This window comes from Streptomyces milbemycinicus (assembly GCF_002154605.1).
GTDB classification, from domain to species: domain Bacteria; phylum Actinomycetota; class Actinomycetes; order Streptomycetales; family Streptomycetaceae; genus Streptomyces; species Streptomyces milbemycinicus.
In genome coordinates this window covers 1-24,820 of the sequence record NZ_MUNE01000323.1, presented here as the reverse complement: position 1 = coordinate 24,820, position 24,820 = coordinate 1, and the positions used below count along the sequence as shown (strand labels likewise).

Sequence of the window (24,820 nt, the reverse complement as noted above, 5' to 3'; positions counted from 1 at the left end):
CCTGATGAACCTGCGCGTCGCGGCCGCGCACACGGGCCGGCCACCGACGACCCGGCTCCTGCCCGACCCCGACGAGCCGACCCTGCTCGCCGCCGTATCACTGACCGGCCCTCCCGGCGACGAAGACGACCTGAGCGCCCTGTACCCGGCCGTCCACACCCGGCACACCAGCCGGGCCCCGTTCGCCGAGACCGAGATACCCGAACCCGTGCGCACCACCCTCCGGGAGGCGGCCGGGGCGGAAGGTGTTTCGTTGTCCTTCGCCTCCGGGTGGCATCTGCAGACGGTGCTGGATCTGACCCTGGAGGCCGAGGCGCGCAACCTCACCGACTCGGGCAGTGCCGAGGACCTCACCCACTGGGCCCGGCTCTCCGAGCAGACGCCGCGGTCCGCCGCCGAAGGCGTACCGCCGTACGCCTTCGGCCCCCGCCGGCGCGGCGGCAAGGCCCCCGTACGGGACTTCGCGGGCGGCAAACCGATCCCCGGCCGCGAGAGCGCCGACTTCGAAAGCTCCCCGCAACTGGCGCTGCTGGCCACCCCCGGCGACACACCGAAAGACTGGCTGCGGGCGGGCCAGGCCATGGAACGCGTCCTGCTGATCGCCACCCTCGAGGGACTGTCCAGCTCCTTCATCGCCCAGGCCCTCGAATGGCCCGATCTGCGCTGGCCGCTGCGCGACCCCGTGGCAGGAGCGGGACACGTACACATGGTGCTGCGCCTCGGCTACGGCCCACCAGGCCCCAGAACACCACGCCGCCCCACCCGCCACACACTCGACATCCAGCCCTGACCACCTGCGCGCCACGCCCCACGGGCTCACGGAGCTCGGGGAGACAGGGCCTGCCTTGGGTGTTGTCAGGAGCCGCGTGCCATGTGGCCTTGTCCGGCACCGGTGAAGTGGCATTCGACGTCCACAACCCCCTCCACCGCCCGGATGAGACGCGCGGCCACGGGAATCATTGCGGTGTTCGGGATCTGCCCGCCAAGAGTCACAACGCCCTCGTCCACCCGCACGCGCACGCCATGGCTCGCCCCGGGGAAGAGATAGGAGATCACCGTACGGCGCACCTCCTCCTCAATGTCCTCGTCCGGCCGGAGGAAGACCTTCAGGAGGTCACCCCGGCTGACAATGCCCTGGAGCTTCCCCTCACTGTCGACCACGGGAAGCCGTTTGACCTGCCGAACGGCCATGATCCGGGCCGCCTCGGCCAGGGTGGCCTCCGCATGCACGGTGACCGCCGGGGCGCTCATCAGCTCCTCCGCCGCCACCGCCCCCGCCTTCGCGAGGTCGGGGAGGCGCCGCAACTGCTCGAAGCGGTCCGGGTCGCTGTCCCGGAACTCCTCCTTGGGCAGCAGATCCGCCTCGGAGACCACACCGACCACTCGCCCCTCGCCCTCCAGAACCGGCATGGCGCTCACCCGCCACTGCCCCATGGTCCTGACCATTTCCTTGAACGACGCGTCGCGCCCGACGGCGACCACCGTGCGCGTCATCACGTCACTCACCTGGTGCGGAGTCTCGGACACGGGAACCTCCTCATTCCGCGTCTGCCTCACTCGTCGTACCGGCCACCCCACCACCTCCAGTGTCCGGCCGCCCGCCACCTCGCTCCCCCACGTGCGGATGCGGGACGGTGAAGACCGGGCACCGCGCGTGGTGAAGTACGCCCTGACTCACCGAACCCAGCAGCATGCCCGCGAACCCGCCATGCCCCCGCGTCCCCACCACCAGGCCGACCGCGTGGGCGGCCGCCTCGGTCAGTACCCCCACCGGGTGGCCCCTGACGACCTCGTGGTGCAGCTCCACCTCCGGGTGGGTCGCGGTGCGGCCGGCGACCGTCTCGGAGAGCACACGGCGGCACTCCTGCAGCGCCGCGTGCTCGTCCAGGACGCCGAGCAGCGGAGGGTCCCACACATAGATCGCCCGCAGGGCAACACCGCGCAAGGCTGCTTCTTCGAACGCGAAGTCGACCACCGCGGCGGAGTGCGCGCTGCCGTCCACGCCGACCACCATGTGCAGCGGACGCTGTGTGATGTGCTCCGGCTCCGGCACCACGATGACCGGGCAGGGCGCGTGGGCGATGACCGGCAGTGCCACCGAGGCGGAAGTGAACAATTCCTGCCTCGTGCTCAGATGCCACGAGCCGAGCACGACCGCCGCCGCGTCCCTCGCCTGTTCGCGCAGGACCCACGCCGGGTCCCCCTCCGCCAGCAGCGTGGACACCTCCACCTCGGGACGCCGGGACTCGGCGAAGGCGACCGCCCCGCTGAGCACCTGGTCACCGGCCGCGTGCAGCGCCTGGTTCCACTCCTCCCAGGACGGCCGCACCTCCCTCGACCGGTATCCCCCGGTCGGAACGCCCTGGGCGTGCACCAGCCACAGCGGCAACCAGCGCCGGGCCGCCTCGTCCACGGCCCAGGCAAGCGCCATCCGCTTGGCAGGGTCGGGGTCGACGCCCAGCACGACCGGCCGACGCCCCAGCGGACTCGTCATCGCCGCCTCCTGGGAACCAGGCTCGTCCCCTCTGTGCTCTCACCATCCAGCCTGACCCCGTCCGCCGCCGGTCACCATCCGGCAGCGGCATCACTGTCATCGGCGCCTCCCTGCTTTGGGGACCGGCAAGCAGTCGGCAGACAGGTCACCGCCGTGGTGCTCGTCCGTGGTCGGGGCGGCTGGAACCTCGCCAGCCGGAGGCGATCCGGCCAACGGACCGCACGCGGCGCCGCGCATGCCCACGTAGAGGCTCTACGTGCGACGGTGTCGGAGTTCCATGGCCTCGATGCCCGGCTGTGGTTGGTCCTCGGCACCCCTGTCGTCGATGGCGTAGTCAATCATCGGCCTGACCGTGACCACGCCCTCCACGCCCCTGGCAAGCCGTCCGGCGATCTGGGCGGTGCTGCGGTTCTCGACCTCGCCGCGCAGGGTGACGACACCGTCGTGGACCTGGACCCATACCTCGTTTCCGCCCAGCCGCAGCATCCCTTTCAGCACGTCGTCACGTATTTCCTCGCGGATCTCTTCGTCCGGGCGCAAGTAGACGTGGATCAGGTCCGAGCGGCTGACGATGCCGATGATGCTGTCGGTCTCGTCCACGACCAGCAGCCGCTTGACCCGGTGGCGGTCCATCTCACGAGCTGCCTGGGCGACCGTCCAGTCGGCGTGAGCGGTGACGACGGGGGCGGTCATCAGCCCGGCGGCGTTCTCCGCGCGTGCCTTGGCCTTCTCGCGGGGCCATCCAGGCGGAGCCTCCTGCCCACCGGCGCGCTGTTCGGCCTGCTTGCGGAGCAGGTCGGCTTCGGACACCAGCCCCATCGGCGCGCCACGCGCGTCGGCTACAGGCACGGCGCTGATGCCGTGGCTGGACAGGACGGAAGTGATCTCCTTGAACGGGGTATCCGGGCGGACGGTGACGACATCGTGCGTCATCACCTCGCTGACCGTACTGTGCTGGGCAGTCATCGTCGCAGCTCCTTCCTGCCTGCGCGTCGCGCGGCGGACGACGGTTCGCCCCCACCTTCCACTGTGCCCTTTGTGCTCCTTCTGCGTCCGGTCGCTTCCAGGGCCGGTGGTCCCCCATGCCGCCCGCCCAGGCAGGCGTCAGTACCAGAAGCGGACACAGTCAACAGATCCTGGGCAGTTGCTCGCCGAGCGGCAGATCCACGATCCGGGTCCCGCCGAGTCCGGTGCGGGCCACGACCGTCGCGGGGTGTTCGACCACGCATTCGCCGATCACCGCCGCCTCGCGTCCCAGCGGGTGTGCGTGCATCGCTTCCAATAGCGCGTCCGCGTGGTGCCTGGGCACGAAGGCCACCAGGCGGCCCTCATTGGCCACGTACATCGGGTCCAGGCCCAGGAAAGCGCAAGCGGTCGCCACCGCCTCCGGAACGGGCACCGCTCGCTCGTCCAGGACGACGCCGGTGTTCGAGGCCGCCGCGATCTCATTGAGGGCGGCGGCCAGGCCGCCTCGGGTGGGGTCGCGCAGGACGTGGATCTCGGGGGTGACGGCGAGCATCGTCTGGACCAGTCCGGTCAGCGGCGCGGTGTCGCTGACCACCTCGGTACCGAATGCCAGCCCTTCGCGGACGCTGAGAATGGCGATGCCGTGCCGGCCGACCGGACCGCTGACGATCACCACGTCGCCGGGCCGGGCACGCTGCGGACGGATGTCCACGCCGTCGGGGATCAACCCGACACCGGCCGTGGTGATGTTGTGCTTGCCGAAAATGTCATCCGCCCTGGTGGGAGGAGGTGCGCGCCGTGTACGGGAGGTCGACCGGCGAAGTCGCCTGAACGGGCGCTCTCGCGAGGCTGGTGCTCGCCGCGGCAAGATGATCGACCGTGCTGTTGCGACTGGCCTACTTGGGCGTGACGAGACAAAGCTGTTGAGACACTCGCCTTGCGGCACCAGATCATGGTGCTGGAACGCCAACTCGGTAAGCACCGGGTGCGGTTCGCCCCGAGCGACCGGGCCTTTCTGGCGGCGCTGCTGCACCGGCTCCCCATGGACGTGCTCCGCGGAGTGCGGCTAGTGGTGCGTCCGGACACGGTGCTGCGCTGGCACCGCGACCTTCTCGCCCGCCGCCATGCTGCCGCCTCCCGGCCCAAGCGTTCGGGACGGCCTCGGACCGTGCACGCCGTGCGGGCCCTGGTGCTGCGCCTGGCGCGGGAGAATCCCGGCTGGGGATATCGCCGTCTGCACGGCGAACTGCTCGTCTTGGGCGTGAAGGTGGCCGCCTCAACCGTCTGGGAGATCCTGCGAGAGGCCGGCATCGATCCGGCACCCGAGCGGTCCTCCAGCACGTGGGCGGACTTTCTGCGCCCCCAGGCCGATGCCCTGCTGGCCTGTGACTTCTTCGAAACGGTCACCCTGTCCGGGGCTCGGATGTACGTGCTGGCCGTCATCGAGCATGCCAGCCGGCGGATCCGGGTCCTGGGTGCCACCGCGCACCCGACCTCAGCGTGGGTGGCACAGGCCGCGAAGAATCTCGTCATGGACCTTGAGGACGTAGGCTGCCGAGCGCGGTTCATGATCAGGGACCGGGACGGGAAGTTCCCCGACCTGTTCGATGCCATTCTGGCGGATGCGGGGATCGAGGTCGTCCTCAGCGGCGTTCAGATGCCGAGAATGAACTCGATCATGGAACGGTGGGTGCAGACCTGCAGACGGGAACTCCTGGACCGCACCTTGATCTGGAATCACCGGCACCTGCTCCACGCCCTACGAGAATTCGAGCAGTTCTACAACGGACACCGACCACACCGGGGCATCGCCAACGCCCGCCCACTGCACCCATTACCTGCGCCGACCGACGATCCGGACACATTAGCCCGCCTCGACATACGACGACGTGATCGCCTCGGCGGCCTCCTCCACGAATACCAACATGCCGCATGACCTGCACGGATGAAGTTATCGGCAAGCGCAAGGCCAGGCGCAGCAGCACGACAGATCATGATGCCGCCGGGGCCTTTGCAGGTGAAGGCACTTGGGGCGGATGTCGAGGAAAGCCGAAGATCCGTGATCAGGCTCCCGACCTGCGTGGATGGTTTATCGGCACCCGCAGTGCCCATGTCGACAGTTTCACTCGGGCGTCGCGATCGCGCGCCCTGTGCGTAAAGTCCCCCGTGGGTGGTGTTGCCGCAGGTCACTCCCGTACGAGGGCGATTCTCAGAGTCCTCGTACGGCGGCCGTGTGGTGGTTGGTCATGCCTGCTTCGGCTCCGCGAAGGTCGCGCCGTCGATCACGAACCGGTAGCGGACGTCGGAGGCACAGATCCGCTCGTAGGCGGTGTTGATGTCCTGCGCGTCGATCAGCTCGATGTCGGCCGTGACGTCGTGCTCGGCCGCGAAGTCGAGCATCTCCTGCGTCTCGGCGATGCCGCCGAACAGCGATCCCACGAAGGACCGGCCGTTGGGGAGGAGGGCGAAGACCTCCAGCGGCATCGGCTCGGTCGTCACACCGACGTTCACCATGGTGCCGTGCAGGCGCAGCATCCCGAGGTAGTCGGAGAGGGACACCGGTGCGCTGACGGTGTTGAGGATGATGTCGAAGGTGTTGGCCAGCTCGGTGAACGCCGAGCTGTCACCGGTCACGGCGTAGTGGTCGGCGCCGAGGGCCTTGGCGGCCTCGCGCTTGCTGCCGGACTGGGACAGGACGGTCACGTCGGCGCCCATGGCCTTGGCCATCTTCACGCCGAGGTGGCCGAGCCCGCCGAGGCCGACGACGGCGACCTTGGTGCCGGGCCGGGCGCCGAACCGCTTGAGCGGGGAGTAGACGGTGATGCCGGCGCACAGCAGCGGGTCGGCGGCGGCCGGGTCGAGGGCCTCGGGCACGCGGACGACGAAGGCCTCCGGGGCGACGATCGCCTCGGAGTAGCCGCCTTGGGTGTGGGCGCCGGGCTCGGCGGGATCGGGGGCCCCGAAGACCAGGGTATTGCCCTTCAGGCAGTACTGCTCCTGGCCTGCCTGGCAGTTCTCGCACGTGCGGCAGGAGTTGACCATGCAGCCGATGCCGACCAGGTCGCCGACCTGGTGGCGGGTGACGTCGGGGCCGATCTCGATGATGCGGCCGACGATCTCGTGGCCGGGGACGAGCGGGCTGACGGCCAGCGGGCCGAACGTCCCGTCGACGTAGTTCATGTCGGAGTGGCAAATCCCGCAGTACAGGATGTCGATCTTGACGTCGTGCGGGCCGACGTCGCGGCGCTCGACGGTGACGGGAGTGAGCGGCTTGCCTGCTTCGTGGGTGCCGAACGCGTTGACGGTGGTGGGCATGGTGGTTCCTTTGCGCAGATGCGAGGTGGTGTCAGGCTTCGGGGATGGCGCGTCCGTAGGCCGCGAGGGTGACGTCCGTGGGCTCGGGGCCGCCGCGCCGGCCGGTCTCCAGGGCGTCGAGGGACTTCAACTCGTCCGTGGTCAGGGCGAAGTCGAACACGTCGATGTTCTCCGCGATGCGGTGGCGCTTGGTCGACTTGGGGATCACCGAGCGGCCCTCCTGGATGCCCCAGCGCAGCAGCACCTGGGCCGGGCTCTTGCCGTGCGTCTCGGCGATCGCGGTGACGACCGGGTCCTGTAGGACGCTCCGGCGGTCTTCGCCATATCCGGGGTAGAAGGTGATGCCGCCGATGGGGGACCACGCCTGGTTGAGGATGCCGTGCTCGGCGTCGAAGTCGAGGACCGCGCGCTGCTGGAAGTACGGGTGGATCTCCAGTTGGTTGACGGCGGGCACGACCGTGGTGGTGTCGAGCAGTGTGGTCAGGTGGTCGACCATGAAGTTGCTGACGCCGATCGCTCGGACCTTGCCGTCGGCCAGGAGCTGCTCCAGGGCGCGGTAGGCGGCGAGGGTCTTGTCGAAGTCCGACGGCAGCGCCTGGTGCAGGATCAGCAGGTCGATGTGGTCCACGCCGAGCTTGGCGGCGCTCTTGTCGAAGCCGTGCAGGGTCTCGTCGTAGCCGTAGTCGCTGATCCAGATCTTCGTCTCGATGAAGATGTCGTCGCGGGGCACGGCGGAGGCGTGGATGGCCTGGCCGACCTCGCGTTCGTTGCCGTACGCGGCGGCGGTGTCGATGTGGCGGTAGCCCAGTTCGAGCGCGGCGGTGACGGCGTCCCTGGTCTCGTCGGGCGGGGTCTGGAAGACACCGAGTCCGAGGGCGGGCATCTGGACGCCGTTGTTGAGGGTGAGGGTCTGCATCACAGGGACCTTTCGTGCGGGCGGGTACGTGTGGGGACGATGAGGGTGAGGGTGGCCGCGAGGGCCAGGGCGAGCAGGACGGCGGAGCCGGTCAGCGCGGCGCCCGAGCGGGCCGCGATGTCGGCGGCCCCGTGGCCGGTGGAGACCGAGGCGGCCACGGCGGTCAGGACGCTCAGGCTCAGCGCGCTGCCGATCTGGTGCACGGTGTTGACCAGGCCCGAGGCGGCTCCCGCGTCCGCAGGGGCGACGCCGTCGACGCCACTGGAGGTCAGCGGGGCCAGCACCAGGCCCTGGCCGGCGCCGATGAGCACCATTGGCAACGCCACTCCGGTCAGGTAGGACGTGTGCAGGTCGAGGCGGCTGAGCCACACCATGCCCACCATGGTCAGGGCGAGCCCGGTGGTGAGCACCTGTGGCCTGCTCGCCCGCTCAAGGAGCCGCGGCACCTGGACGGCGAAGACGAAGTTGACCAGCGTCATCGGCAGGAAGGCGAGCCCGGCCTGCAGCGGCGTCCAGTGGTAGACGCTCTGCACGAACTGCGCGGTGAAGAAGAAGAACCCGATCATCGCGCCCATGTAGAGCATTCGGGTGACGTAGGCGCCGCTGCGCTCCCGGTCGGCGAACAGCCGCAGCGGCACGATCGGCTGCGCGGCCCGCCGCTCCACCAGGACGAACAGGGCCAGCATCACCACTCCCGCCACCAGTGGAATCAGAGTGGCCGGAGCGGTCCAGCCGATGTCGGAGGCGTCCACGATGCCGAAGACCAGAGCGGTGGAGCCCGCGGTCGCCAGGAGTGCCCCGGCGACGTCGAAGCGGCCGCCCCGGCGCTCGGTCTCGGGCAGGAACCGCACGGCCAGCGCCACCATCGCGATGCCGACCGGGACGTTGAGGAAGAACCCGGCCCGCCACGAGATCAGGTCGGCGACCAGGCCGCCCACCACCAGGCCGAGAGCCGCGCCGAGCCCGGCCACCGCGCTGTAGGCGGCCATCGCCCGGTTACGGGCCCGGCCCTCGGCGAAGCTGCGGGTGAGCAGGGACAGGGCGGAGGGGGCCAGGACCGCCGCACCGACGCCCTGCAGCGCCCGAGCGCCGATCAGCCACCACTGGGCCTGTGCGGCGCCGACAAGAAGCGAGGTCAGCGCGAAGACAACCAGGGAGAACAGGAACACCCTGCGGTGTCCGAACAGGTCACCGGCCCGGGCTCCCAGGAGCAGCAGCCCGCCGAAGACCAGGACGTAGGCGTTGGTGATCCAGGACAAGCCGGTCTCGGAGAAGCCCATGTCGGAGCGGATCTGCGGCAGACCGGTGAAGACGATCGAGTTGTCGAGGATGACCATGAAGTAGCTGACGCAGATGATCGTGAGGATCAGCGTTGGCCGGGCCGGGGCGGCAGGGTCCGGCGCGCGCACCGCCATGGGCGGCGCGGATTGCGCCAGGGCGACGTCGCCGGTCCCGTCGTACGTGGGTGCTGCGCGCACGGTGGTGTCCTTCGCTTCAGGGTGAGGCCCGGTGTCGGACTCCCGGTCCTCGGTTCTCTCCAAGACAACCGCGGGCGGGCACAGGGGTGGGAGTCACTGCTCTTCCAGGTACTGGCGGTACCTCGCAGGTCCTCGCGGACGGACCTAGGGTGAAGGCGGAGGCAGGACCGTCACAGGCCGGGGCCCGAGCGTCCCACCGAGGCGCGATCACCGGCGACGGAGCGATTTCAGGGATCTGGACGATGGCAGAGCGAGACAAGAAGAGCGTGGCCGCCGAGGTCCGCGAGTTCCTGAGCACCCGGCGTGCCCGGATCACCCCCGAGCAGGCCGGACTGCCGGTCTACGGCGGCAACCGGCGCGTCGCGGGCCTGCGCCGGGAGGAGGTCGCGCTGCTCGCGGGCATGAGCGTCGACTACTATGTCCGCCTGGAGCGCGGGAACCTCTCCGGCGCCTCGGACTCGGTACTGGAATCCCTCGCGCACGCGCTGCAGCTGGACGAGGCCGAGCGCACGCACCTCTACGACCTGGCCCGCGCGGCGACCCCGTCGGGCCGGCGCCCTGCGGCGACGGCGTCCCGGGTGCGGCCCACGATCCTGCGCCTGCTCGGCTCGATGACCGATGTGCCGGCGTACGTGCGCAACGCGCGCTTCGACGTCCTGGCCGCGAACACGCTGGGGCGGGCGCTGTACGCACCCCTCTTCGACTCGCCGCTGTTCGCCCAGCGCGGCCCGGTCAACAGCGCCCGCTTCATGTTCCTGGACCCCGCGAGCAAGGACTTCTGGGTCGACTGGGACAAGGGCGCCGACGACGCGGTCGCGTTCCTGCGCATCGAGACGGGCCGGGCACCCCACGACAAGGCGCTGACCGATCTGATCGGGGAACTGACGACCAAGAGCGGCGACTTCGCCCGCCGGTGGGCCCGCCACGACGTGAAGTTCCACCGTTCCGGAGTGAAGAACCTGCACCACCCGCTGGTCGGTGATCTCGCCCTGCCCTACGAGGCGATGGAGCTGCCGTCCGACCCAGGTCTTCGCCTCAACTTCTACACGCCCGAACCGGACTCCCCGGCAAGCCAGGCCCTGGGCCTGCTGGCCAGTTGGGCCGGAACCGGGGCCGCCGTCCCAACCGCGAACGACTGACCACGACGAACCACACCCGAGGAGAACCCCTTCATGCAGTACCGACCGCTCGGCCGCACCGGGGTCCAGGTCAGCCCGCTCTGCCTGGGCGCGATGATGTTCGGCCCCTGGGGCAACGACGACGAGGCCGACTCCATCCGGATCATCCACCGCGCCCTGGACGCGGGCATCAACTTCGTCGACACCGCGGACGTGTACTCCGCCGGCGTCTCGGAGGAGATCGTCGGCAAGGCTCTCAAGGGCCGCCGCGAGGACGTGTTCCTGGCGACCAAGTTCTTCATGCCGATGGACCAGAACGACCCCAACCAGCGAGGCGGCTCACGGCGCTGGATCATCCGGGAGGTCGAGAACTCCCTGCGCCGGCTCGACACCGACCACATCGACCTCTACCAGGTGCACCGCCCCAGCCCCGACACGGACGTCGCCGAGACCCTCGGCGCCCTCTCCGACCTCGTGCACCAGGGCAAGATCCGCTACATCGGCTCCTCGTCCTACTCCGGCTCCCAGATCGTCGAGGCCCAGTGGACCTCGCGGGAACGCCACCTGGAGCGGTTCGTCACCGAGCAGCCGCCGTACTCGATCCTGGTCCGCGGCATCGAGGAGGACGTCCTGCCCACCGTGCGCCGCCACGGCATGGGGACCCTCACCTACAGCCCGCTCTCCGGCGGCTGGCTCTCGGGCCGCTACCGCAAGAACGCCACGGAGGGCCCCGCCTCCGCGGCGCGCCCCCAGGCACGCTTCGACATGAGCACCCCCGCCAACCAGCGCAAGCTCGACGCTGTCGATCAGCTCGCGCTCCTTGCGGAGAAGGCGGGTCTCACCCTGATCGAGCTGGCCGTCGCCTTCGTCATCAACCACCCCGGCGTCACCTCGGCAATCATTGGGCCGCGCACTATGGACCAGCTGGAGGCGTTTCTGCCCGCCGCCGACGTCACACTGCCGGCTGACGTGCTCGACGCCATCGACGAGATCGTCGCGCCCGGCGTCACCGTCAACCCGGTCGACAACAGCTACGGCGACTTCGAACTGCTTGCCGACCAGCGACGCCGCTGACGCGTCCCCGGCTGGCCGGCCACGCCGGCCAGTCGCACCGACTTCCCCGCGACCACGAAAGGCGCCTTCTGGCTCATGACGCACCGGCCGGCGGCTACACGAACAGCTCCTCCAGGGATGACGTCTCACCGCTGCCATGGGTCCGCGACCCTGCTCGTTTACGGGGTCGGGCCGATCCACCGGTGTGCACCGCAAACAGCCAGGAGCGTCATAGCCAGCACATGGCGCGGCATGATCGCAGTGGGTGGATTCACTCGGCCGGTTCTGCGATGGCCTGGTACTGGTCTGCGGCCCAGGAGGCGAGGATGCGAAGGCCGTCGTGGGTGGGTGAGCCGACTTCGGCGGTCCACACGACGAGCTGCTGGTCGGGATCGGTGCTGGCGGTGAGGGTGTCCCAGTCCAGGGAGAGCTCGCCGGCGATGGGGTGGTGGAGGACCTTCGTGCCCACGCTGAGGGTGGCGACATGGTGTGCGGCCCACCATTGGCGGAAGTCTTCGTCCTGTACGCACAATTCACCGACCAGAGCGGTCAGGCGGGGGTCGTCTGGATACTTCGCCGCCTCCATGCGCAATTGCGCAACTGCGGTACGAGCCACACCTTTCCAGTCGGCATACAGGGTGCGCATCGCCGGGTCGGTGAAAAGAATGCGCACGTAATTGCGATGCTTTTCCGGGACGGCGGCGAAGTCGGTGACCAGCGCCGCTGCTAGGGGGTTCCAGACGAGGATGTCCATCCTGCGGCCCATCACGATGGCGGGCGTGGCGGTGAGGTCGTCCAAGACCCGGCGCAGCTGCGGCTGGACCTTCTGCCGGGCCCTGCGGCGCGGCTTTGCCGTCTCCTTCCCGGCCAGGCCGAAAAGGTAGCGGCGCTGATCGTCGTCCAGGTGCAGGGCCTGGGCCACGGCCTCCAGCACCGGTGCGGAGGGAGGCAGCCGGCCCTGCTCGAGCCGGGTGTAGTAGTCCGTGGAGATCGCCGCTAGCTGGGCGACCTCTTCCCTGCGCAGCCCGGCGACCCGGCGGGGACCTGCGCTGTCGGGCAAGCCCACGGCGCGCGGGCTCAGCTCGGCCCGGCGGGCCTTTAGGAACTCGCCCAGCTCGTTCAGATGCGGTGTCGGACTCATGCCCCCAGTGTGGCAGCGGAGGCCCTCGGCGTGAGGGGGAAGGATTCTTCCCAGGATGTTCCATTCCCAGGAACAAATTCCCCTCTGCACGGGCGCGCGTAGGAATGCAAGCCTGGAATTGCGCCAGACAGGACAGCGGAAGGAAAGAGCATCATGTCGGAAAAGGAATCCGCAGCACAGCAGGCCATCGGCGACATCGCCCCCAAGTTCGCCGATCTCACCGACCAGGTGCTGTTCGGCGACGTCTGGGACCGCGAGGGGCTCTCCCCGCGGGATCGCAGCCTGATCACCGTCACCGCACTGATCGCCCTATACCGATCCGACCAGCTCGGCTTCCACCTCAAGCTGGCCCTGGAGAACGGGCTGACCCAGGCCGAGCTGAGCGAGGCCATCACCCACCTGGCGTTCTACGCCGGCTGGCCCAACGCCATGGGCGCCGCCGGCCAGTTGAAGGCCATCCTGGCCGCCGCCGACGCCGACCAGGACCGCTGACACCCCTTCTTTCTGCACAGGAGCATCCCCTTCTCATGAGTAAGGCCATCTTCATCACCGGTGCGGGCCGCGGCCTGGGCACCGACATCGCCCGCCAGGCCCTGACCGCCGGCCACCAGGTCGTCGCCACCGGCCGCCGCCCCGAAAACGTACTCAAGGCGCTCGGCGGCGAGCACGACAACCTGCTGGTCACCGCCCTCGATATCACCAGCACCGACGCCGCCCAGGCCGCTGTCGACGCCGCCGTGACCCGGTTCGGCCGCATCGACGTGGTGATCAACAACGCCGCCACGTTCCAGGCCGGCTACTTCGAGGAGATCTCCGACGCGCAGATGCGCGCGCAGATGGAGACGAACCTGTTCGGCCCGATGAACATCACCCGCGCCGTCCTGCCCGTCATGCGCGCCCAGCGCGCGGGGCACATCGTCACGATCTCCTCGATCGCCGGGCTGGTCGGCCAGGAGTTCTGCGTCGCCTACGCCGCCTCCAAGTTCGGGGTCGAGGGCTGGATGGAGTCGCTGCGCTACGACGTCGAGCCGTACGGAATCAAGACGACCATCGTCGAGCCCGGCTTCTTCCGCACCGAGCTGCTCGTGGACGCCTCCACCAGCTGGGCGGAGCTGTCCATCGACGACTACGCCGAGCGCACGAAGACCACCAAGGCAATGTGGCAGTCGATGAACGGGCAGCAAGCTGGCGACCCGGCCAAGCTCGCCGACGCCTTGCTTAAGGTCACCGACCTCGACGAGCCGCCGCTGCGGTTCGTCGCCGGCGACGACGCCATCCCCACCGCCGAGGCCAAGGGCCGGCAGATCACCGCCCAGGCCACCGCCTCCCGCACCCTGGGCAGCGGCCTCGCCCACACCGACGCCGCCTGATCCAGGCACCCGATCCGTACCAAGGAGCACGCCATGGAATTCGTCAAGCCGCAGCCCACCGGCAAGGGCCCCGAGGACTGGTTCAACGGAGACGTCTGGTTCGACGTCATCCACGCAGGCCAGGAGCCGTCCCGTATCCGAGCCAACATGGTGCGCTTCGCCCCCGGCGCCCGCACCGCCTGGCACCACCACGCCGTCGGCCAGACCCTGCACGTCATCGCTGGCGTCGCCCTTATCGGCACCCGCGACGGCACCGTCTACGCCGCCCACCCCGGCGAGACCGTCACCTGCCCGCCCGGCGAGGAGCACTGGCACGGCGCCACCGAGGACCGCTTCATGCAGCACCTCGCGCTGTGGGACGGCACCGCCCCCGACGACGACCGCCCGGAGACCACCTGGCTGGAGCACGTCACCGACGCCCAGTACCAGGCCCCCCGCACCCGCAGCAACCACTGACCCCACCCACGCGCGAAGGAGTACCCCGAGCATGACCGCGACGATGACCGCCCTCTTCGGCGGCACCGGCCCCGACTGGACCCCCCGCCAGGTTCCCGTACCCAAGCCAGGTCCCGGTCAGATCGTGGTGCGCGCGCACGCGGTGGCGCTCAACAACGCCGACGCTGCCATGCTTGCCGCTGCCGACCCCACCGCGGGCGGCAGCGGCAAGGAATACCAGGCCGGCTACGAGTTCGCCGGTGAAATCGCGGTGGTGGGCGACGGCGTCGACACCGCCACCGTGGGGCAGCGCGTGATGGGCACCACTCCGGCCGGCTTTGCCCAGTACGTGCTGGCCGACCAGCGTCACGTCTTGCCCATCCCCGACGGAGTCGACTTTACGGAAGCCTGTGCGCTGCCCACCGGACTGCTCACCGAGCACCGCGCCCTCACAACCGGCGGCTACCAGCCCGGCCAGTCGCTGCTGATCACTGGCGCCGCTTCCAGCATGGGACTCATCGGCGTGCAGATCGCCCGTGCCCTGGGCGCCGGCCCGATCGTCGCCACCACTCGCAGCGCTGGCAAGCACGACCTGCTCAAGCAGGCCGGAGCCGACATCATCGTTGTCACCAGCGAACAGGACCTCACCCAGGCAGTACTCGACGCCACTGCCGGCGAAGGTGTCGACTTGGCCCTGGACCACGTCGGCGGCCAGACCTTCGCCGCCTGCCTACCGGCCACCAAAGTGGACGGCACTGTGGTCAACATCGGCCGTCTCGACACGGCTGCGGCCACCATCGACCTGGACGCCCTGTCCTACCGCCACCTGCGCGTGCACGGGGTGTCCTTCGGCTTCACCCGCGCCGCGGAACTCGGCGCCGTCATTGCAGCCGCCGGCCAAGACCTGCTGCCCGCCGTAGCCGACGGCCGCGTGCGCCCCCTCATCGACAGCATCCTGAGCTTCAACACCGCCGACCAAGCCGTCACTCGGCTCCGCTCTCACCGAGCCCTCGGCAAGATCGTCCTCACCGTCCCCTGACCCGAAACGATTCAGCGTCGGACCGACACACAGTCTCGAAGGTCTGGCCAACGCCGCGAGACCAACCGCCAGGACCGAAAGGCGAGACGTCACAGGTCACGGAATCGCCGTAGGACAGGGGCCGCGAGAACCTACATCATCGAACCCAGTCGAGGCCGATCACTGCCATCCAACCAAGTCGTCCCAGATCGGCCAGGTCTGAGCCGCCGGCGCGACCGGCTTTGACAGCCAACACAGTCCGCGCAGGTCGGAGACTTCGACCGGACTGGGTTGGGTGCCAACGGACAACTGGCGCAAATATGGACAGATTCACCCAGTGCGCGGGTTGTGTATGCCATGATTCCGGGGTGACCGAGGCCGCTCACACCACCGCCGCCACCTGATGGCCGGCCTGTCCCGCTCGGAAATACGATTCTGGGTCTGGCCCGCAGCTTCTCCGCGCAGGGGGCGGCCTGCACGGCGCCTGGGATGATCTGCTGATGCCCCTTTCAATCGTCACCGCGCCGGTCCGGAACCGGATCAAGGTGCCCGCTGCGGCGCGTGGCCAAGGAGGCGGAGGTCTTGGCGTTGCGGCACGAGAACGCGGTGCTACACCGCCAGGGTGCCAGTTCAGTAACGTGCCCGGGGTGACCAGCCGATGGCGGCGCAAGGCGGATGGCAGGCGCCGTGCGCGAGCTGAGAGCACGGCACGATCGGCCCATGAGAGCTGCGGCCGCTCGATCTGCCGGCGAAGCACAGCGACCTCATGACGAAGCGCGAGGATCTCGGCGTTGTTCGCGGCGGTCGATCGGCCCAGCAAAAGGAAGCAGCCCAGGAGTCGGCAGAAGATCAGGTAGAGCAGTCGCAGACCCACGATCAGTGATCACGCCCATAGCTCGACGACCCAAAGCCCCAGGTCAACCACCGTACGGCAATAAAGACACCCTTCAGGCCGGATTGGTCCGCCGCAGGTCGCGGTGATCACGGTAGGGGCTCTGCCGCAGTAAATCCGGTATTTACTGCGGTAGTTGTGAATACGTCTCCGCGATCGAGTAACCGCCCGAATGCGTTTCTGCTGTGCGGACTTGAGGGGAGTGGACTGTCAGTGCCCGGGGCCAGCATGCTTACCTGGGTCATGCCCCAGATCCTCCGTCACGGGCAGGCACTCGGCGAGCAGGTCGACGACGTCGCGCCAGGCTCGCTGCGCGTGCCGTGGGTGGTAGCCGACGCCGGGGACCACGGGGTGGCCGACCGGCGGGTGGTGGAAGGCGTGCAAGGCGCCGCCGTAGACCGCGAGGCGCCAGTCGACGCCCGCGGCCTGCATCTCAGCGGTGAACGCGTTCCGTTGCGCGGGCGGCATGATCGGGTCTTCCGACCCGACCCCGGCCCACACCGGGCAGCGAATGCGCGCCGCCTCGCCCGGTCGGCCCGTGGTCAGTGCGTTGACTGTCCCGATCGCGCGCAGGCTGACGCCGCCGCGCCCGAGTTCCAGCCCGACGGCACCCCCCGTGCCATAGCCGACGGCGGCGATCCGGTCGGGGTCGGTCCGCGGTTCGGTGCGCAACACATCGAGCGCCGCATGGCCGATGCCTCGCATCCGCTCGGGATCAGCGAGCAGCGGCAGGCAACGGGCCAGCATCTCCTCGGGGTCGCCCAAATAGCGCCCGCCATGAAGGTCGAAGGCCAGCGCTATATATCCCAGCTCGGCGAGAGCATCGGCCCGGCGGCGCTCGACGTCGCTGAGCCCCATGCCCTCTGGTCCGAGCAGCACCGCGGGCCGACGGTCGACACCGGCCGGGAGCGCGAGGTGCCCGATCATCGTCAAACCGTCGGCCGGATACTCGACCGTACGCGTCGTAATCGTCGTCATGAGACTGGACTGTAGTGATCGTCGAGCCCGGTCCGGCCGGTGTTCTGCCGCTGGCAGAACAGCGCGGGTATCCCTCTGAAATACGGCGAGGGCCCACAAGAACCGTCACAAACCCCGCCCCCACGGCAGCGCTATCGGATCACCTGCCCGGGCCACGGTGTTGGAGGCTGACCCTCGCAGCAGGATTCTGGGGTATTCCGGCCCGCTCCCGTGAAGGGCGTCACCAGCTAGTTCCCTCACGGCTCAGGCAGCCTGGCCGAGACCGGCGGCGGTCAGGTCCTGCTCGCGCAGCGGGGTGAAGTCGACGTCGAGTTTCGGGTCGTACGCCTCGGGCTGGATGCCGAGTTCGTGGGTGCTGTACTCGCCGAACCGGTTGATGTGTTCGGTCAGGTACGGCGAGATGTGCGCCAGGTCTTCCGGGTCGGACTCTGTCGGGAATCTTGAGGACGGACAGTCAACGATCGTGACGCTGCGTCAGGCTTGTGGGAGCGTTCTGCCCATGTCCCCCAGGAGCCTGACATGTCCCTCCAGCCCCGTCCCGGAACCGAGATCCCGGCGCTGACCGTGCGGGTCGCCCGGGCCAGCAACCCCCACGGCACCACTGCGATGTGGATCCGCGACCGCCTCGACGGCCTGTTCAGCGACGAGGACTTCACCGCCTGGTACCCGCGCGACGGCCGCCCCGGGCTCTCGCCCGCGCAGCTGGCCACCGTCTGCGTGCTGCAGTACGCGCTGAACCTGTCGGACCGCCAGGCCGCCGAGGCGGTGCGCTGCCGCATCGACTTCAAGTACGCCCTCGGCCTGGAGCTGGAAGACCCCGGCTTCCACCACAGCGTGCTGTCCGACTTCCGCGACCGGCTCTCCGAGGGCGACCGCGCCGACCGGCTGCTGGGCCTGGCACTGACCCGGATCCGGCGGGCCGGCCTGCTCAAGGGGCGCGCCGCCCGCGCCAGTCGACCATTTCCATAAACTATGAATATAAAAATGCTATGCTTCGAGCATGAGTCGTCAAGACACCGCTCCTGGCGCGTCCGCCGCCATCGGGGCAGCCCTCTACGGCCTGGCCACCAGGGCCGCGAGACGCCTGCCCCGGGACATGAGCCTGACGTCCGCCGCCACCCTGGCCACCCTGGACCGGACCGGCCCGCGGCGCATCACCGATCTGGCCGCGGTCGAGGGCGTCACCCAGCCCGCGATGACCGCCCTGGTCCGGGTGATGGAGGAGTCCGGCCTGGTCGAGCGGCGGGGCGACGCGTCCGACAAGCGGGTCACGCTGGTGTGCCTGACCGAGGCCGGCGCCTCCTATGTCCGGACGCGGCGCCAGGCGGGCGTCCACGCGTTCGAGCGGTTGATCGGCGAGCTCACCGGCGACGAGGTCGAGGCGCTGGTGGCGGCCCTTCCGGCGCTGAAGCATCTGGCAGAGCTCGAAAGCCAGGACCGCGAAGGGCCGAAGCAGTGACCGGGCAGCCGGTCGGCGGGGTCGCGGTGAAGGCGTTCCCGGTGGCGCGTTCCGAGGCGCGGCTGCTGGTCCCCACCCTGATGTTCATCGCTCTGGTCGTGGCGGCGGTCGCCAGCCTCGGGACGCCGCTCATCACCAGCGTGGCGACCTCGTTCCACGTCTCGCTCGGCAGCGCGCAGTGGACGCTGACCGTCGCGCTGCTCAGCGGCGCCGTCGCCACGCCGGTCCTGGGCCGGCTCGGAGCCGGCCGGCACCGGCGGGCCACGATCCTCGCCACGCTGGCGGTCGTCGTCGCCGGCAGCGCGCTCACCGTGCTGCCGCTGCCGTTCGCGTGGCTGCTGGCCGGCAGGGCGGCCCAGGGCGTCGGGCTCGGGCTGACGGCGCTGATGATGGGCGTGGCCCGGGACCACCTCCCCGAGGAGCGCAGCGCTGCCGTGATCGCCCTGATCTCGGTGGTCTCGATCATCGGGGCCGGCGTCGGCTACCCGCTGGCCGCACTGCTCGCCGAGCTCGCCGGGGTACGGGCCGCCTACGGCCTCGGCCTGGTCGTCACCGCCGCCGCCCTCCTGACCGCGTGGCGCTCCATGCCCGAAGCCCCCGAAGGCCGCTCCGCCCACGTGGACGTGGCAGGCGCGGTCGTCCTGGCCGCTGCCCTGCTCCTGGTGCTGTTCCTCGCCGGCGAACGGAATCTGTGGAGCCGGCACCTCGCCGTGGCGGCGGGCCTCGCCGTCGTCGCGGTGGTGCTGCTCTGCGTCTGGGCCGTCATCGAGCTGCGCAGCACGACGCCCCTGGTCGATGTGCGGGCGGTGCGGCACCCGGCGGTCGCCGGGGCGAACCTCGCCATGTTCGTCGGCGGGATCGGCATGTACCTCCTGCTCACGCTCATCACCCGGTACGCGCAGACGCCGCACAGCGCCGGCTACGGCTTCGGGCTGACGACCTTCGTCGCCGGGCTGGTCCTCATCCCGTTCTCGGTGCTGGGGTTCGTCGCCGGCAAGCTCACGCCGCGGGTCCGGACGCGGATCGCCGACCCCCTGCTCCTGGCCGGCAGCGCCGTCGTGGTCGGCGGCGGGTTCGCCCTGTTCGCGGCGGCCCGGTCGGACCTGGCCGAACTGTTCGCGGCGATGGGCGTGCTCGGCTTCGGCGTCGGCGGCTTCTCGGCCGCGATGCCCGGCGTCATCCTGGCCGTCACCCCCAAGAGCGAGACGTCGAGCGCCATGAGCTTCAACTACGTCGTCCGCAGTGTCGGGTACTCCCTGGGCAGCGCCATCGGCGGCCTGATCCTCGCCGCGGGCACCGGCCCCGGCCACCTCTTCCCCGACGACAGCGCCTACACCACCGCGGCGCTGGTCGGCATCGGCGCCATGGCGATCACGACGCTGACAAGCCTCGCTCTCGCCCGCCGACGCTCGTCCGAGACCAACCCGTAAGTCAGATGCACTCATCCCAACACTGGAGGTTCCATGCCCAAGGGCTACTGGGTCAGCGCCTACCGCACCATTTCAGACCCTGAGAAGCTGGCTGCTTACAACAAGCTGGCCGGTCCGGCCGTCGAGGCCGGGGGCGGTCGGATCCTCGCCCGTGGCAGTCGGGTCGTGACGCATGACGCCGGAATCGCCGAGCGCACCGTCCTGATCGAGTTCGACAGCTTCGAGCAGGACGTCGCGGCGCACGAGAGTGCGGCCTACCAGGAGGCGCTGGTCGCCCTCTCCGACGGCGTCGAGCGCGACTTCCGCATCGTCGAAGGCATCGACTGACCGAGGTCCAGTCGGATCTTCACTGAAGTCAGGGTGGTGAGACGCTGCGCTTGCCGAGAATGTCATCCGCCCTGATCGGAAGCCTGCACCTGGACTGGCGGTCGTCGGCCTCGTCGCTCGAGTCGGCGCTCTCGCGTAGCCGGTAGTCGACGCGTCATGATGATCGACCGTGCTGCTGCGACTGGCCTACCTGGGAGTGACCAACGCATTCGCGCTGCTGCGTCCGCTGCCGATGAGCGACCGGAACAAGGATGCGGAGATCCTGGCCCTCCGCCATCAGATCACAGTGCTCGAACGCCAACTCGGCGGTGCCCGAGTACGGTTCACCCCGGGCGACCGGGCGTTCCTGGCGGCGCTGCTGCACCGGCTGCCGTTGCCGGCTCTGCGGCGTGTGCGGCTGCTCGTGCGTCCTGACACCGTGCTGCGCTGGCACCGCGACCTCGCAAGACGCCGGCATGCCGCCCTATCGCCCCCCAAGCGACCCGGTCGACCACGTACCGTGCGCTCCATCCGGATTCTCGTGCTGCGGCTGGCGAGAGAGAATCCAAGCTGGGGCTACAGGCGCCTTCACGGCGAACTGCTCATGCTGGGAGTGAACGTGGCCGCCTCGACCGTCTGGAAGATCCTGAAGGATGCCGGCATCGATCCGGCGCCCGACCGGAGCTCCAGCACGTGGGCCGACTTCCTGCGCTCCCAAGCCGACGCCCTCCTTGCCTGTGACTTCTTTGAGGCGGTCACCTTGTCCGGCGGGCGGATGTACGTCCTCGCGGTGATCGAACACAGCAGTCGCCGCATCCGGGTCCTTGGCGCCACCGCACACCCGACCACCTCCTGGGTCACCCAAGCGGCGAAGAACCTGGTCATGGATCTCGAGGACGTCGGCTGCCGGGCACGATTCATGATCCGAGACAGGGACGGGAAGTTCCCCACCCTCTTCGACGCCGTCCTCAAGGACACGGGGATCGAGGTCGTCCTCACCGGCATCCAGATGCCGAGAATGAACTCGATCATGGAACGGTGGGTGCAGACCTGCAGACACGAGCTCCTGGACCGGACCTTGATCTGGAACCAGCGCCACCTCCTCCACGCCCTACGAGAGTTCGAGCAGTTCTACAACTCCCATCGACCACACCAGGGCATCGCGAACGCCCGACCACTACACCCACTCCCCACACCAATCAACGATCCCGACAAGCTAAGCCACCTCGACATACGACGCCACGACCACCTTGGCGGCATCCTCCACGAATACAGACACGCCGCGTGACCTGCACGGACGAGTATTCGGCAATCGCAACGCCACCGCCGAACTCATCCACGGCTCGGTGAAGACCTACGGCATCGCACTGATCACGCCGGTCCTGCTGGACACCTCCCGGCAAGCCAAAGCCCAAGCAGACTTCGCCGCCACCGACTTCACCATCGACTGGGAAGCCGGGAAGGCCACCTGCCCCGCCGGACATACCAGCGCCACCTGGAACCCCGTCGTGAGCGAAGGTATCCCCAAGACCGTGGTCACCTTCGCCGCCCTCGACCGCATCCCCTGCCCCTTCAAACCCCAGTGCACCACCGCGAAGAAGAACCGCCGCCAACACTCCCTCCACCCCAGACAGATGACCGAGGCACTCCGGCACACCCGAACCCAGCACTCAACCTGATCCGCCTGAATGCCTGGTGGAGGCTGTCTGCCGAGCTGTACGGTCAGCCGCCTGTCGACTCCCGGACCACTACGGAGAAGCGGCTGACGAACTCCTGCCGATCCCCCCGGGGCTCGGCCCGGTCGATCCGTCCGGCCAGGAGTCCCACCGCCCGCTCGGCCATCGTGTCGTGATCAGGGTCGATGGTGGACAACGAGGGGACAAGGAACTCGCTCTCGTCAACGTTGTCGAAACCGATCACCTTGACCTGCTCCGGCACCCGGACACTGGCGTCGGCCAGGCCCCGCAGCACACCCATGGCCACGGTGTCCGTCACGCAGAACACGCCGTCGAAGTCGAGCCCGCTGTGCGCCATCTCCCGGGCGCGCCGCGCGCCCGCGTGCATGGTGAGCGTGTCCAGGCACTGCACCAGGTCGGGGTCCACGGACAGCCCGGCGCTCTCCAGGGCCAGCCGGTAGCCCGTATGGCGCAGGGTCGACACGTCGACCTCCTCCACCGCTCCGCACAGGATCGCGACGCGCCGGCACCCCCGTTCGATCAGATGGCGGGTGGCCGCCTGTGACGCGTCGATGTTGGGCATGGCGACATGGTCCACGGGGCCGCCGAAGATCCGCTCGCCCAGGATGACCACCGGGTAGTCCACCTTGAGCCACTCGGCGTCGGCCTGCCCCATGCCCACCGTGCTGAGGATGAGCCCGTCGTACAGCCGGTTGCGCGACATGGACAACGCTTCCAGTTCGTTCTCCCGCAGGGCGCCGGTCTGCTCGATGCTCACCCGGAGGCCGTGCCGCTCGGCCGCGGCGATGATGGCGGCGGCCAGCCGGCCGTAGTACGGGCTGTTCACCTCGGGGACGGCGAGGCCGATGGTTCCGGTGCGGCCCTTGCGCAGGTTTCGAGCGGCCACGTTGACGCGGTAGTCGAGCCGGGCCATCGCCTGGAGGACCTTCTCCCGGGTCGCCTTGCGCACGTTCGGGTGGTCGTTGATGACGTTGGAGACGGTCATCGCGGAGACCCCGGCGGCCTTTGCCACGTCCTGGATCGTTGCCACGTTCACCCCCGGTCTGCGGTTCCAGGCCCACTCGACACCATTACACCTCAGCCCGGCGGCCCCCGGTGTCGGGTGGTGTGAGGCGGTAGAGGGCCGAGCCGTGGGCGGGGAGGTTGGCGGTCAGGAGGTGGCCGTCGTGCGGGGTGTCGGTGTGGGTCCACAGTTCCCGGATGTGGTCGTCGGGCCGGGCGCCGAGGGAGCCCAGGGGCACCGTGACCCGCTCGGGGCCGTCGGCCAGGGAGAACACGGCGGCGTAGCGTATGTGCCCGTCCGTGTCGTCGGCGGTCCACAGGACGAGGTTCTTCTCACGGAGGACCTCGCGGTTGTTCCCGCTGTGCCACAGGACGTCGAGCGCTTCGTCGTTGGTGAGCAGTTCGATCGTCTCCGGCGGGCTGGTGGGCAGGTCGCCGCCCATCATCAGCGGGGAGCGGGAGATCAGCCACAGCGTCAGCAGGCTGATCTGCTCGGGGCGGGTGAGGGAGCAGAGCCGGTCCTCTCCCCGCTCGGCCCGGATGCCGATGCGGCCGAGGGGCAGCATGTCGGCGTCCGCCCAGCCGCGCTCGCTCTGCCACGGGGCCCAGCGGGCCATTCGGGCGAACTGGGCCTCGACGTCCTGCCACCGGTCCCACAGGTCGTCACAGACCCGCCACATGGTGGCGGTATCCCGCAGGTGGTCGAGGTGGGCGAGGGAGACATCGGTGCCGGGGGACAGACTCAGCTCGATGGGGCGGCCGCCGCGGGCGATGGCCCGGGCGTAGGCGGTGATCTCCCGCTCGTGGTACGGGAAGAGCATGTCGTCGGCCTTGATGAAGTCGACGCCCCACGCGGCGAATTGGGCGACCTGGGCGTCGTAGTACGCCTGGGCACCGGGGTGGTCGTGGTTCAGGCCGTAGTTGTCGGGGTTCCAGGGGCAGACGGAGCCGGTGTCGGCGATCTCGTCGGCGGTCCAGTCGGTGCCGGCGACGGGGAGGCGGGCGGCGACGGCGCGGCGCGGGATGCCGCGCATGATGTGCAGTCCGAAACGGAGTCCGAGCCGGTGCACCCGCTCGGCCAGCGGTTCGAATCCCGCGCCGCCCGCCGCCGAGGGGAATCGGTTCGGCGCGGGCATTTGGCGGCCGTGGTCGTCGAGGACCAGCGGGGCGTCCGGGTTGTAGCCGTGGGCGCGAGCCGTGGGCTCGTACCATTGGATGTCCACGACGACGGTGTCCCAGCCGTGGGGCAGCAGGTGGTCGCGCATGAAGGCCGCGTTGGCGAGGACCTCGTCCTCGGTGACGGTGGTGCCGTAGCAGTCCCAGCTGTTCCAGCCCATCGGGGGACGCAGGCGTCGCTCGGGGATCGGGCGTGCTGATCGGGTCACAGCTGATCTCTTCCTGGTCGAGTGCGCAGCACGGTGAAGGAGTGGGGCGGTATGTCGCAGACCGGCCCGGTCATCCGGTCCTCGGCGGGGGTGGCCGGGGCGGGCTCGAACCGGCTGGTGGCATCCGGGGCGACGGCGAGGGTGGTCCGCGCGAAACCGGCGTCGGCGTCAGCGCCGGCCAGCCGGAAACGGACGGTGACGGGCTCGGGCGTGGCGTTGGCGACCTTGATGATCACATCACCGGCGGCGCTGTCGCGGACGGCCGATACGGCGAAGCCCTCGGGGGTCGCCGGGGCGTCCTCGATGTCGTGGACGAGTTCGCCGTCGCGGTAGCAGCGGATGCGCCGGCCGTCCACCTCGACCCGCA

22 protein-coding genes and 4 pseudogenes are annotated in these 24,820 nt (G+C 69.5%); 14 read left to right on the top strand and 12 right to left on the bottom strand.

Annotated elements, in window-relative coordinates; genetic code table 11:
- Positions 1–790: Acg family FMN-binding oxidoreductase (locus CCN51_RS25435; protein ID WP_086860110.1), on the top strand; the 790-nt coding region annotated here is incomplete at its 5' end.
- 65 nt (positions 791–855) lie between these two features.
- On the opposite strand, the gene CCN51_RS25430 is transcribed toward CCN51_RS25435, so the two are convergent.
- The 4 genes and pseudogenes from CCN51_RS25430 to CCN51_RS25415 all read right to left on the bottom strand — a co-directional run.
- Positions 856–1,527 carry a CBS domain-containing protein gene (locus tag CCN51_RS25430; protein ID WP_014173953.1) on the bottom strand — a complete coding sequence of 224 codons (672 nt, stop codon included), beginning with the start codon at positions 1,525–1,527 and terminating at the stop codon, positions 856–858.
- Positions 1,528–1,537: 10 nt separating this feature from the next.
- Positions 1,538–2,494, bottom strand: coding sequence for a universal stress protein (locus tag CCN51_RS25425; RefSeq protein WP_014173952.1), 957 nt, complete (start codon positions 2,492–2,494; stop codon positions 1,538–1,540).
- A gap of 252 nt (positions 2,495–2,746) precedes the next feature.
- On the bottom strand, positions 2,747–3,460 hold the full coding sequence (locus CCN51_RS25420) for a CBS domain-containing protein (RefSeq protein ID WP_014173951.1): 714 nt from the start codon (positions 3,458–3,460) through the stop codon (positions 2,747–2,749).
- 160 nt (positions 3,461–3,620) lie between these two features.
- Positions 3,621–4,208, bottom strand: a pseudogene (locus CCN51_RS25415) (AIR synthase-related protein); the annotation flags it as partial.
- 131 nt (positions 4,209–4,339) lie between these two features.
- Between CCN51_RS25415 and CCN51_RS25410 the strand changes: the two are divergent.
- A pseudogene (locus tag CCN51_RS25410) lies at positions 4,340–5,396 on the top strand (helix-turn-helix domain-containing protein).
- Positions 5,397–5,704: 308 nt separating this feature from the next.
- Here CCN51_RS25410 and CCN51_RS25405 read toward each other — a convergent pair.
- Genes CCN51_RS25405 through CCN51_RS25395 form a run of 3 tightly spaced genes read right to left on the bottom strand, consistent with a single transcriptional unit; the run spans position 5,705 to position 9,169 of the window.
- A complete protein-coding gene (locus tag CCN51_RS25405) occupies positions 5,705–6,775 on the bottom strand; it encodes an NAD(P)-dependent alcohol dehydrogenase (protein ID WP_014173948.1) in 1,071 nt (356 codons plus the stop codon).
- A gap of 31 nt (positions 6,776–6,806) precedes the next feature.
- Positions 6,807–7,691 (bottom strand): aldo/keto reductase, encoded by an 885-nt coding sequence (locus CCN51_RS25400; protein WP_014173947.1) that lies wholly within the window; start codon positions 7,689–7,691, stop codon positions 6,807–6,809.
- Positions 7,691–9,169: an MFS transporter gene (locus CCN51_RS25395; protein ID WP_014173946.1), complete on the bottom strand. Its 1,479-nt coding sequence runs from the start codon at positions 9,167–9,169 to the stop codon at positions 7,691–7,693. The genes CCN51_RS25400 and CCN51_RS25395 overlap by 1 nt, the downstream gene beginning before the upstream one ends.
- 242 nt (positions 9,170–9,411) lie before the next feature.
- On the opposite strand from CCN51_RS25395, the gene CCN51_RS25390 reads away from it, so the two are divergent.
- Both CCN51_RS25390 and CCN51_RS25385 read left to right on the top strand, forming a co-directional pair.
- Positions 9,412–10,308: a helix-turn-helix transcriptional regulator gene (locus tag CCN51_RS25390; RefSeq protein WP_043486206.1), complete on the top strand. Its 897-nt coding sequence runs from the start codon at positions 9,412–9,414 to the stop codon at positions 10,306–10,308.
- A 33-nt stretch (positions 10,309–10,341) separates the two neighbouring features.
- Complete coding sequence (locus CCN51_RS25385) at positions 10,342–11,361, top strand: aldo/keto reductase (protein WP_014173944.1); 1,020 nt, start codon at positions 10,342–10,344, stop codon at positions 11,359–11,361.
- Positions 11,362–11,611: 250 nt separating this feature from the next.
- On the opposite strand, the gene CCN51_RS25380 is transcribed toward CCN51_RS25385, so the two are convergent.
- Positions 11,612–12,481 carry a helix-turn-helix domain-containing protein gene (locus tag CCN51_RS25380; RefSeq protein ID WP_014173943.1) on the bottom strand — a complete coding sequence of 290 codons (870 nt, stop codon included), beginning with the start codon at positions 12,479–12,481 and terminating at the stop codon, positions 11,612–11,614.
- Between the two features lie 153 nt (positions 12,482–12,634).
- On the opposite strand from CCN51_RS25380, the gene CCN51_RS25375 reads away from it, so the two are divergent.
- Genes CCN51_RS25375 through CCN51_RS25360 form a run of 4 tightly spaced genes read left to right on the top strand, consistent with a single transcriptional unit; the run spans position 12,635 to position 15,325 of the window.
- Positions 12,635–12,973, top strand: coding sequence for a carboxymuconolactone decarboxylase family protein (locus CCN51_RS25375; RefSeq protein ID WP_014173942.1), 339 nt, complete (start codon positions 12,635–12,637; stop codon positions 12,971–12,973).
- Positions 12,974–13,008: 35 nt separating this feature from the next.
- Positions 13,009–13,851 carry an SDR family oxidoreductase gene (locus CCN51_RS25370; RefSeq protein ID WP_014173941.1) on the top strand — a complete coding sequence of 281 codons (843 nt, stop codon included), beginning with the start codon at positions 13,009–13,011 and terminating at the stop codon, positions 13,849–13,851.
- A 33-nt stretch (positions 13,852–13,884) separates the two neighbouring features.
- Positions 13,885–14,307, top strand: a complete 423-nt coding sequence (locus tag CCN51_RS25365; protein WP_014173940.1) for a (R)-mandelonitrile lyase — start codon at positions 13,885–13,887, stop codon at positions 14,305–14,307.
- Positions 14,308–14,350: 43 nt separating this feature from the next.
- Positions 14,351–15,325 (top strand): quinone oxidoreductase family protein, encoded by a 975-nt coding sequence (locus tag CCN51_RS25360; protein WP_245881680.1) that lies wholly within the window; start codon positions 14,351–14,353, stop codon positions 15,323–15,325.
- Between the two features lie 1,081 nt (positions 15,326–16,406).
- Here the strand turns inward: CCN51_RS25360 and CCN51_RS25350 are convergent.
- The gene (locus CCN51_RS25350; RefSeq protein ID WP_014173938.1) at positions 16,407–17,174 is read right to left on the bottom strand and encodes a dienelactone hydrolase family protein; all 768 of its coding nucleotides are present in this window, start codon (positions 17,172–17,174) and stop codon (positions 16,407–16,409) included.
- Positions 17,175–17,693: 519 nt separating this feature from the next.
- Here CCN51_RS25350 and CCN51_RS25340 point away from each other — a divergent pair.
- From CCN51_RS25340 to CCN51_RS25315, 6 genes and pseudogenes are all read left to right on the top strand, one after another.
- A complete protein-coding gene (locus CCN51_RS25340) occupies positions 17,694–18,143 on the top strand; it encodes an IS1182 family transposase (RefSeq protein ID WP_014173937.1) in 450 nt (149 codons plus the stop codon).
- Between the two features lie 127 nt (positions 18,144–18,270).
- Positions 18,271–18,633, top strand: coding sequence for a MarR family winged helix-turn-helix transcriptional regulator (locus CCN51_RS25335; RefSeq protein WP_014173936.1), 363 nt, complete (start codon positions 18,271–18,273; stop codon positions 18,631–18,633).
- Positions 18,630–20,063: an MFS transporter gene (locus CCN51_RS25330; RefSeq protein ID WP_014173935.1), complete on the top strand. Its 1,434-nt coding sequence runs from the start codon at positions 18,630–18,632 to the stop codon at positions 20,061–20,063. Before CCN51_RS25335 ends, CCN51_RS25330 begins: the two co-directional genes overlap by 4 nt.
- 33 nt (positions 20,064–20,096) lie before the next feature.
- Positions 20,097–20,390, top strand: a complete 294-nt coding sequence (locus CCN51_RS25325) for a DUF1330 domain-containing protein (protein ID WP_014173934.1) — start codon at positions 20,097–20,099, stop codon at positions 20,388–20,390.
- A 169-nt stretch (positions 20,391–20,559) separates the two neighbouring features.
- Positions 20,560–21,657: a helix-turn-helix domain-containing protein gene (locus CCN51_RS25320; protein WP_086860106.1), complete on the top strand. Its 1,098-nt coding sequence runs from the start codon at positions 20,560–20,562 to the stop codon at positions 21,655–21,657.
- Positions 21,658–21,688: 31 nt separating this feature from the next.
- Positions 21,689–22,045, top strand: a pseudogene (locus tag CCN51_RS25315) (IS1182 family transposase); the annotation flags it as partial.
- A 46-nt stretch (positions 22,046–22,091) separates the two neighbouring features.
- Here the strand turns inward: CCN51_RS25315 and CCN51_RS25310 are convergent.
- From CCN51_RS25310 to CCN51_RS25300, 3 genes and pseudogenes are all read right to left on the bottom strand, one after another.
- Positions 22,092–23,078, bottom strand: coding sequence for a LacI family DNA-binding transcriptional regulator (locus CCN51_RS25310; RefSeq protein WP_238545293.1), 987 nt, complete (start codon positions 23,076–23,078; stop codon positions 22,092–22,094).
- 58 nt (positions 23,079–23,136) lie between these two features.
- A complete protein-coding gene (locus CCN51_RS25305) occupies positions 23,137–24,453 on the bottom strand; it encodes an alpha-galactosidase (RefSeq protein ID WP_238545292.1) in 1,317 nt (438 codons plus the stop codon).
- Positions 24,450–24,820, bottom strand: a pseudogene (locus CCN51_RS25300) (alpha-L-arabinofuranosidase C-terminal domain-containing protein); the annotation flags it as partial. The gene CCN51_RS25305 and the pseudogene CCN51_RS25300, both read right to left, overlap by 4 nt.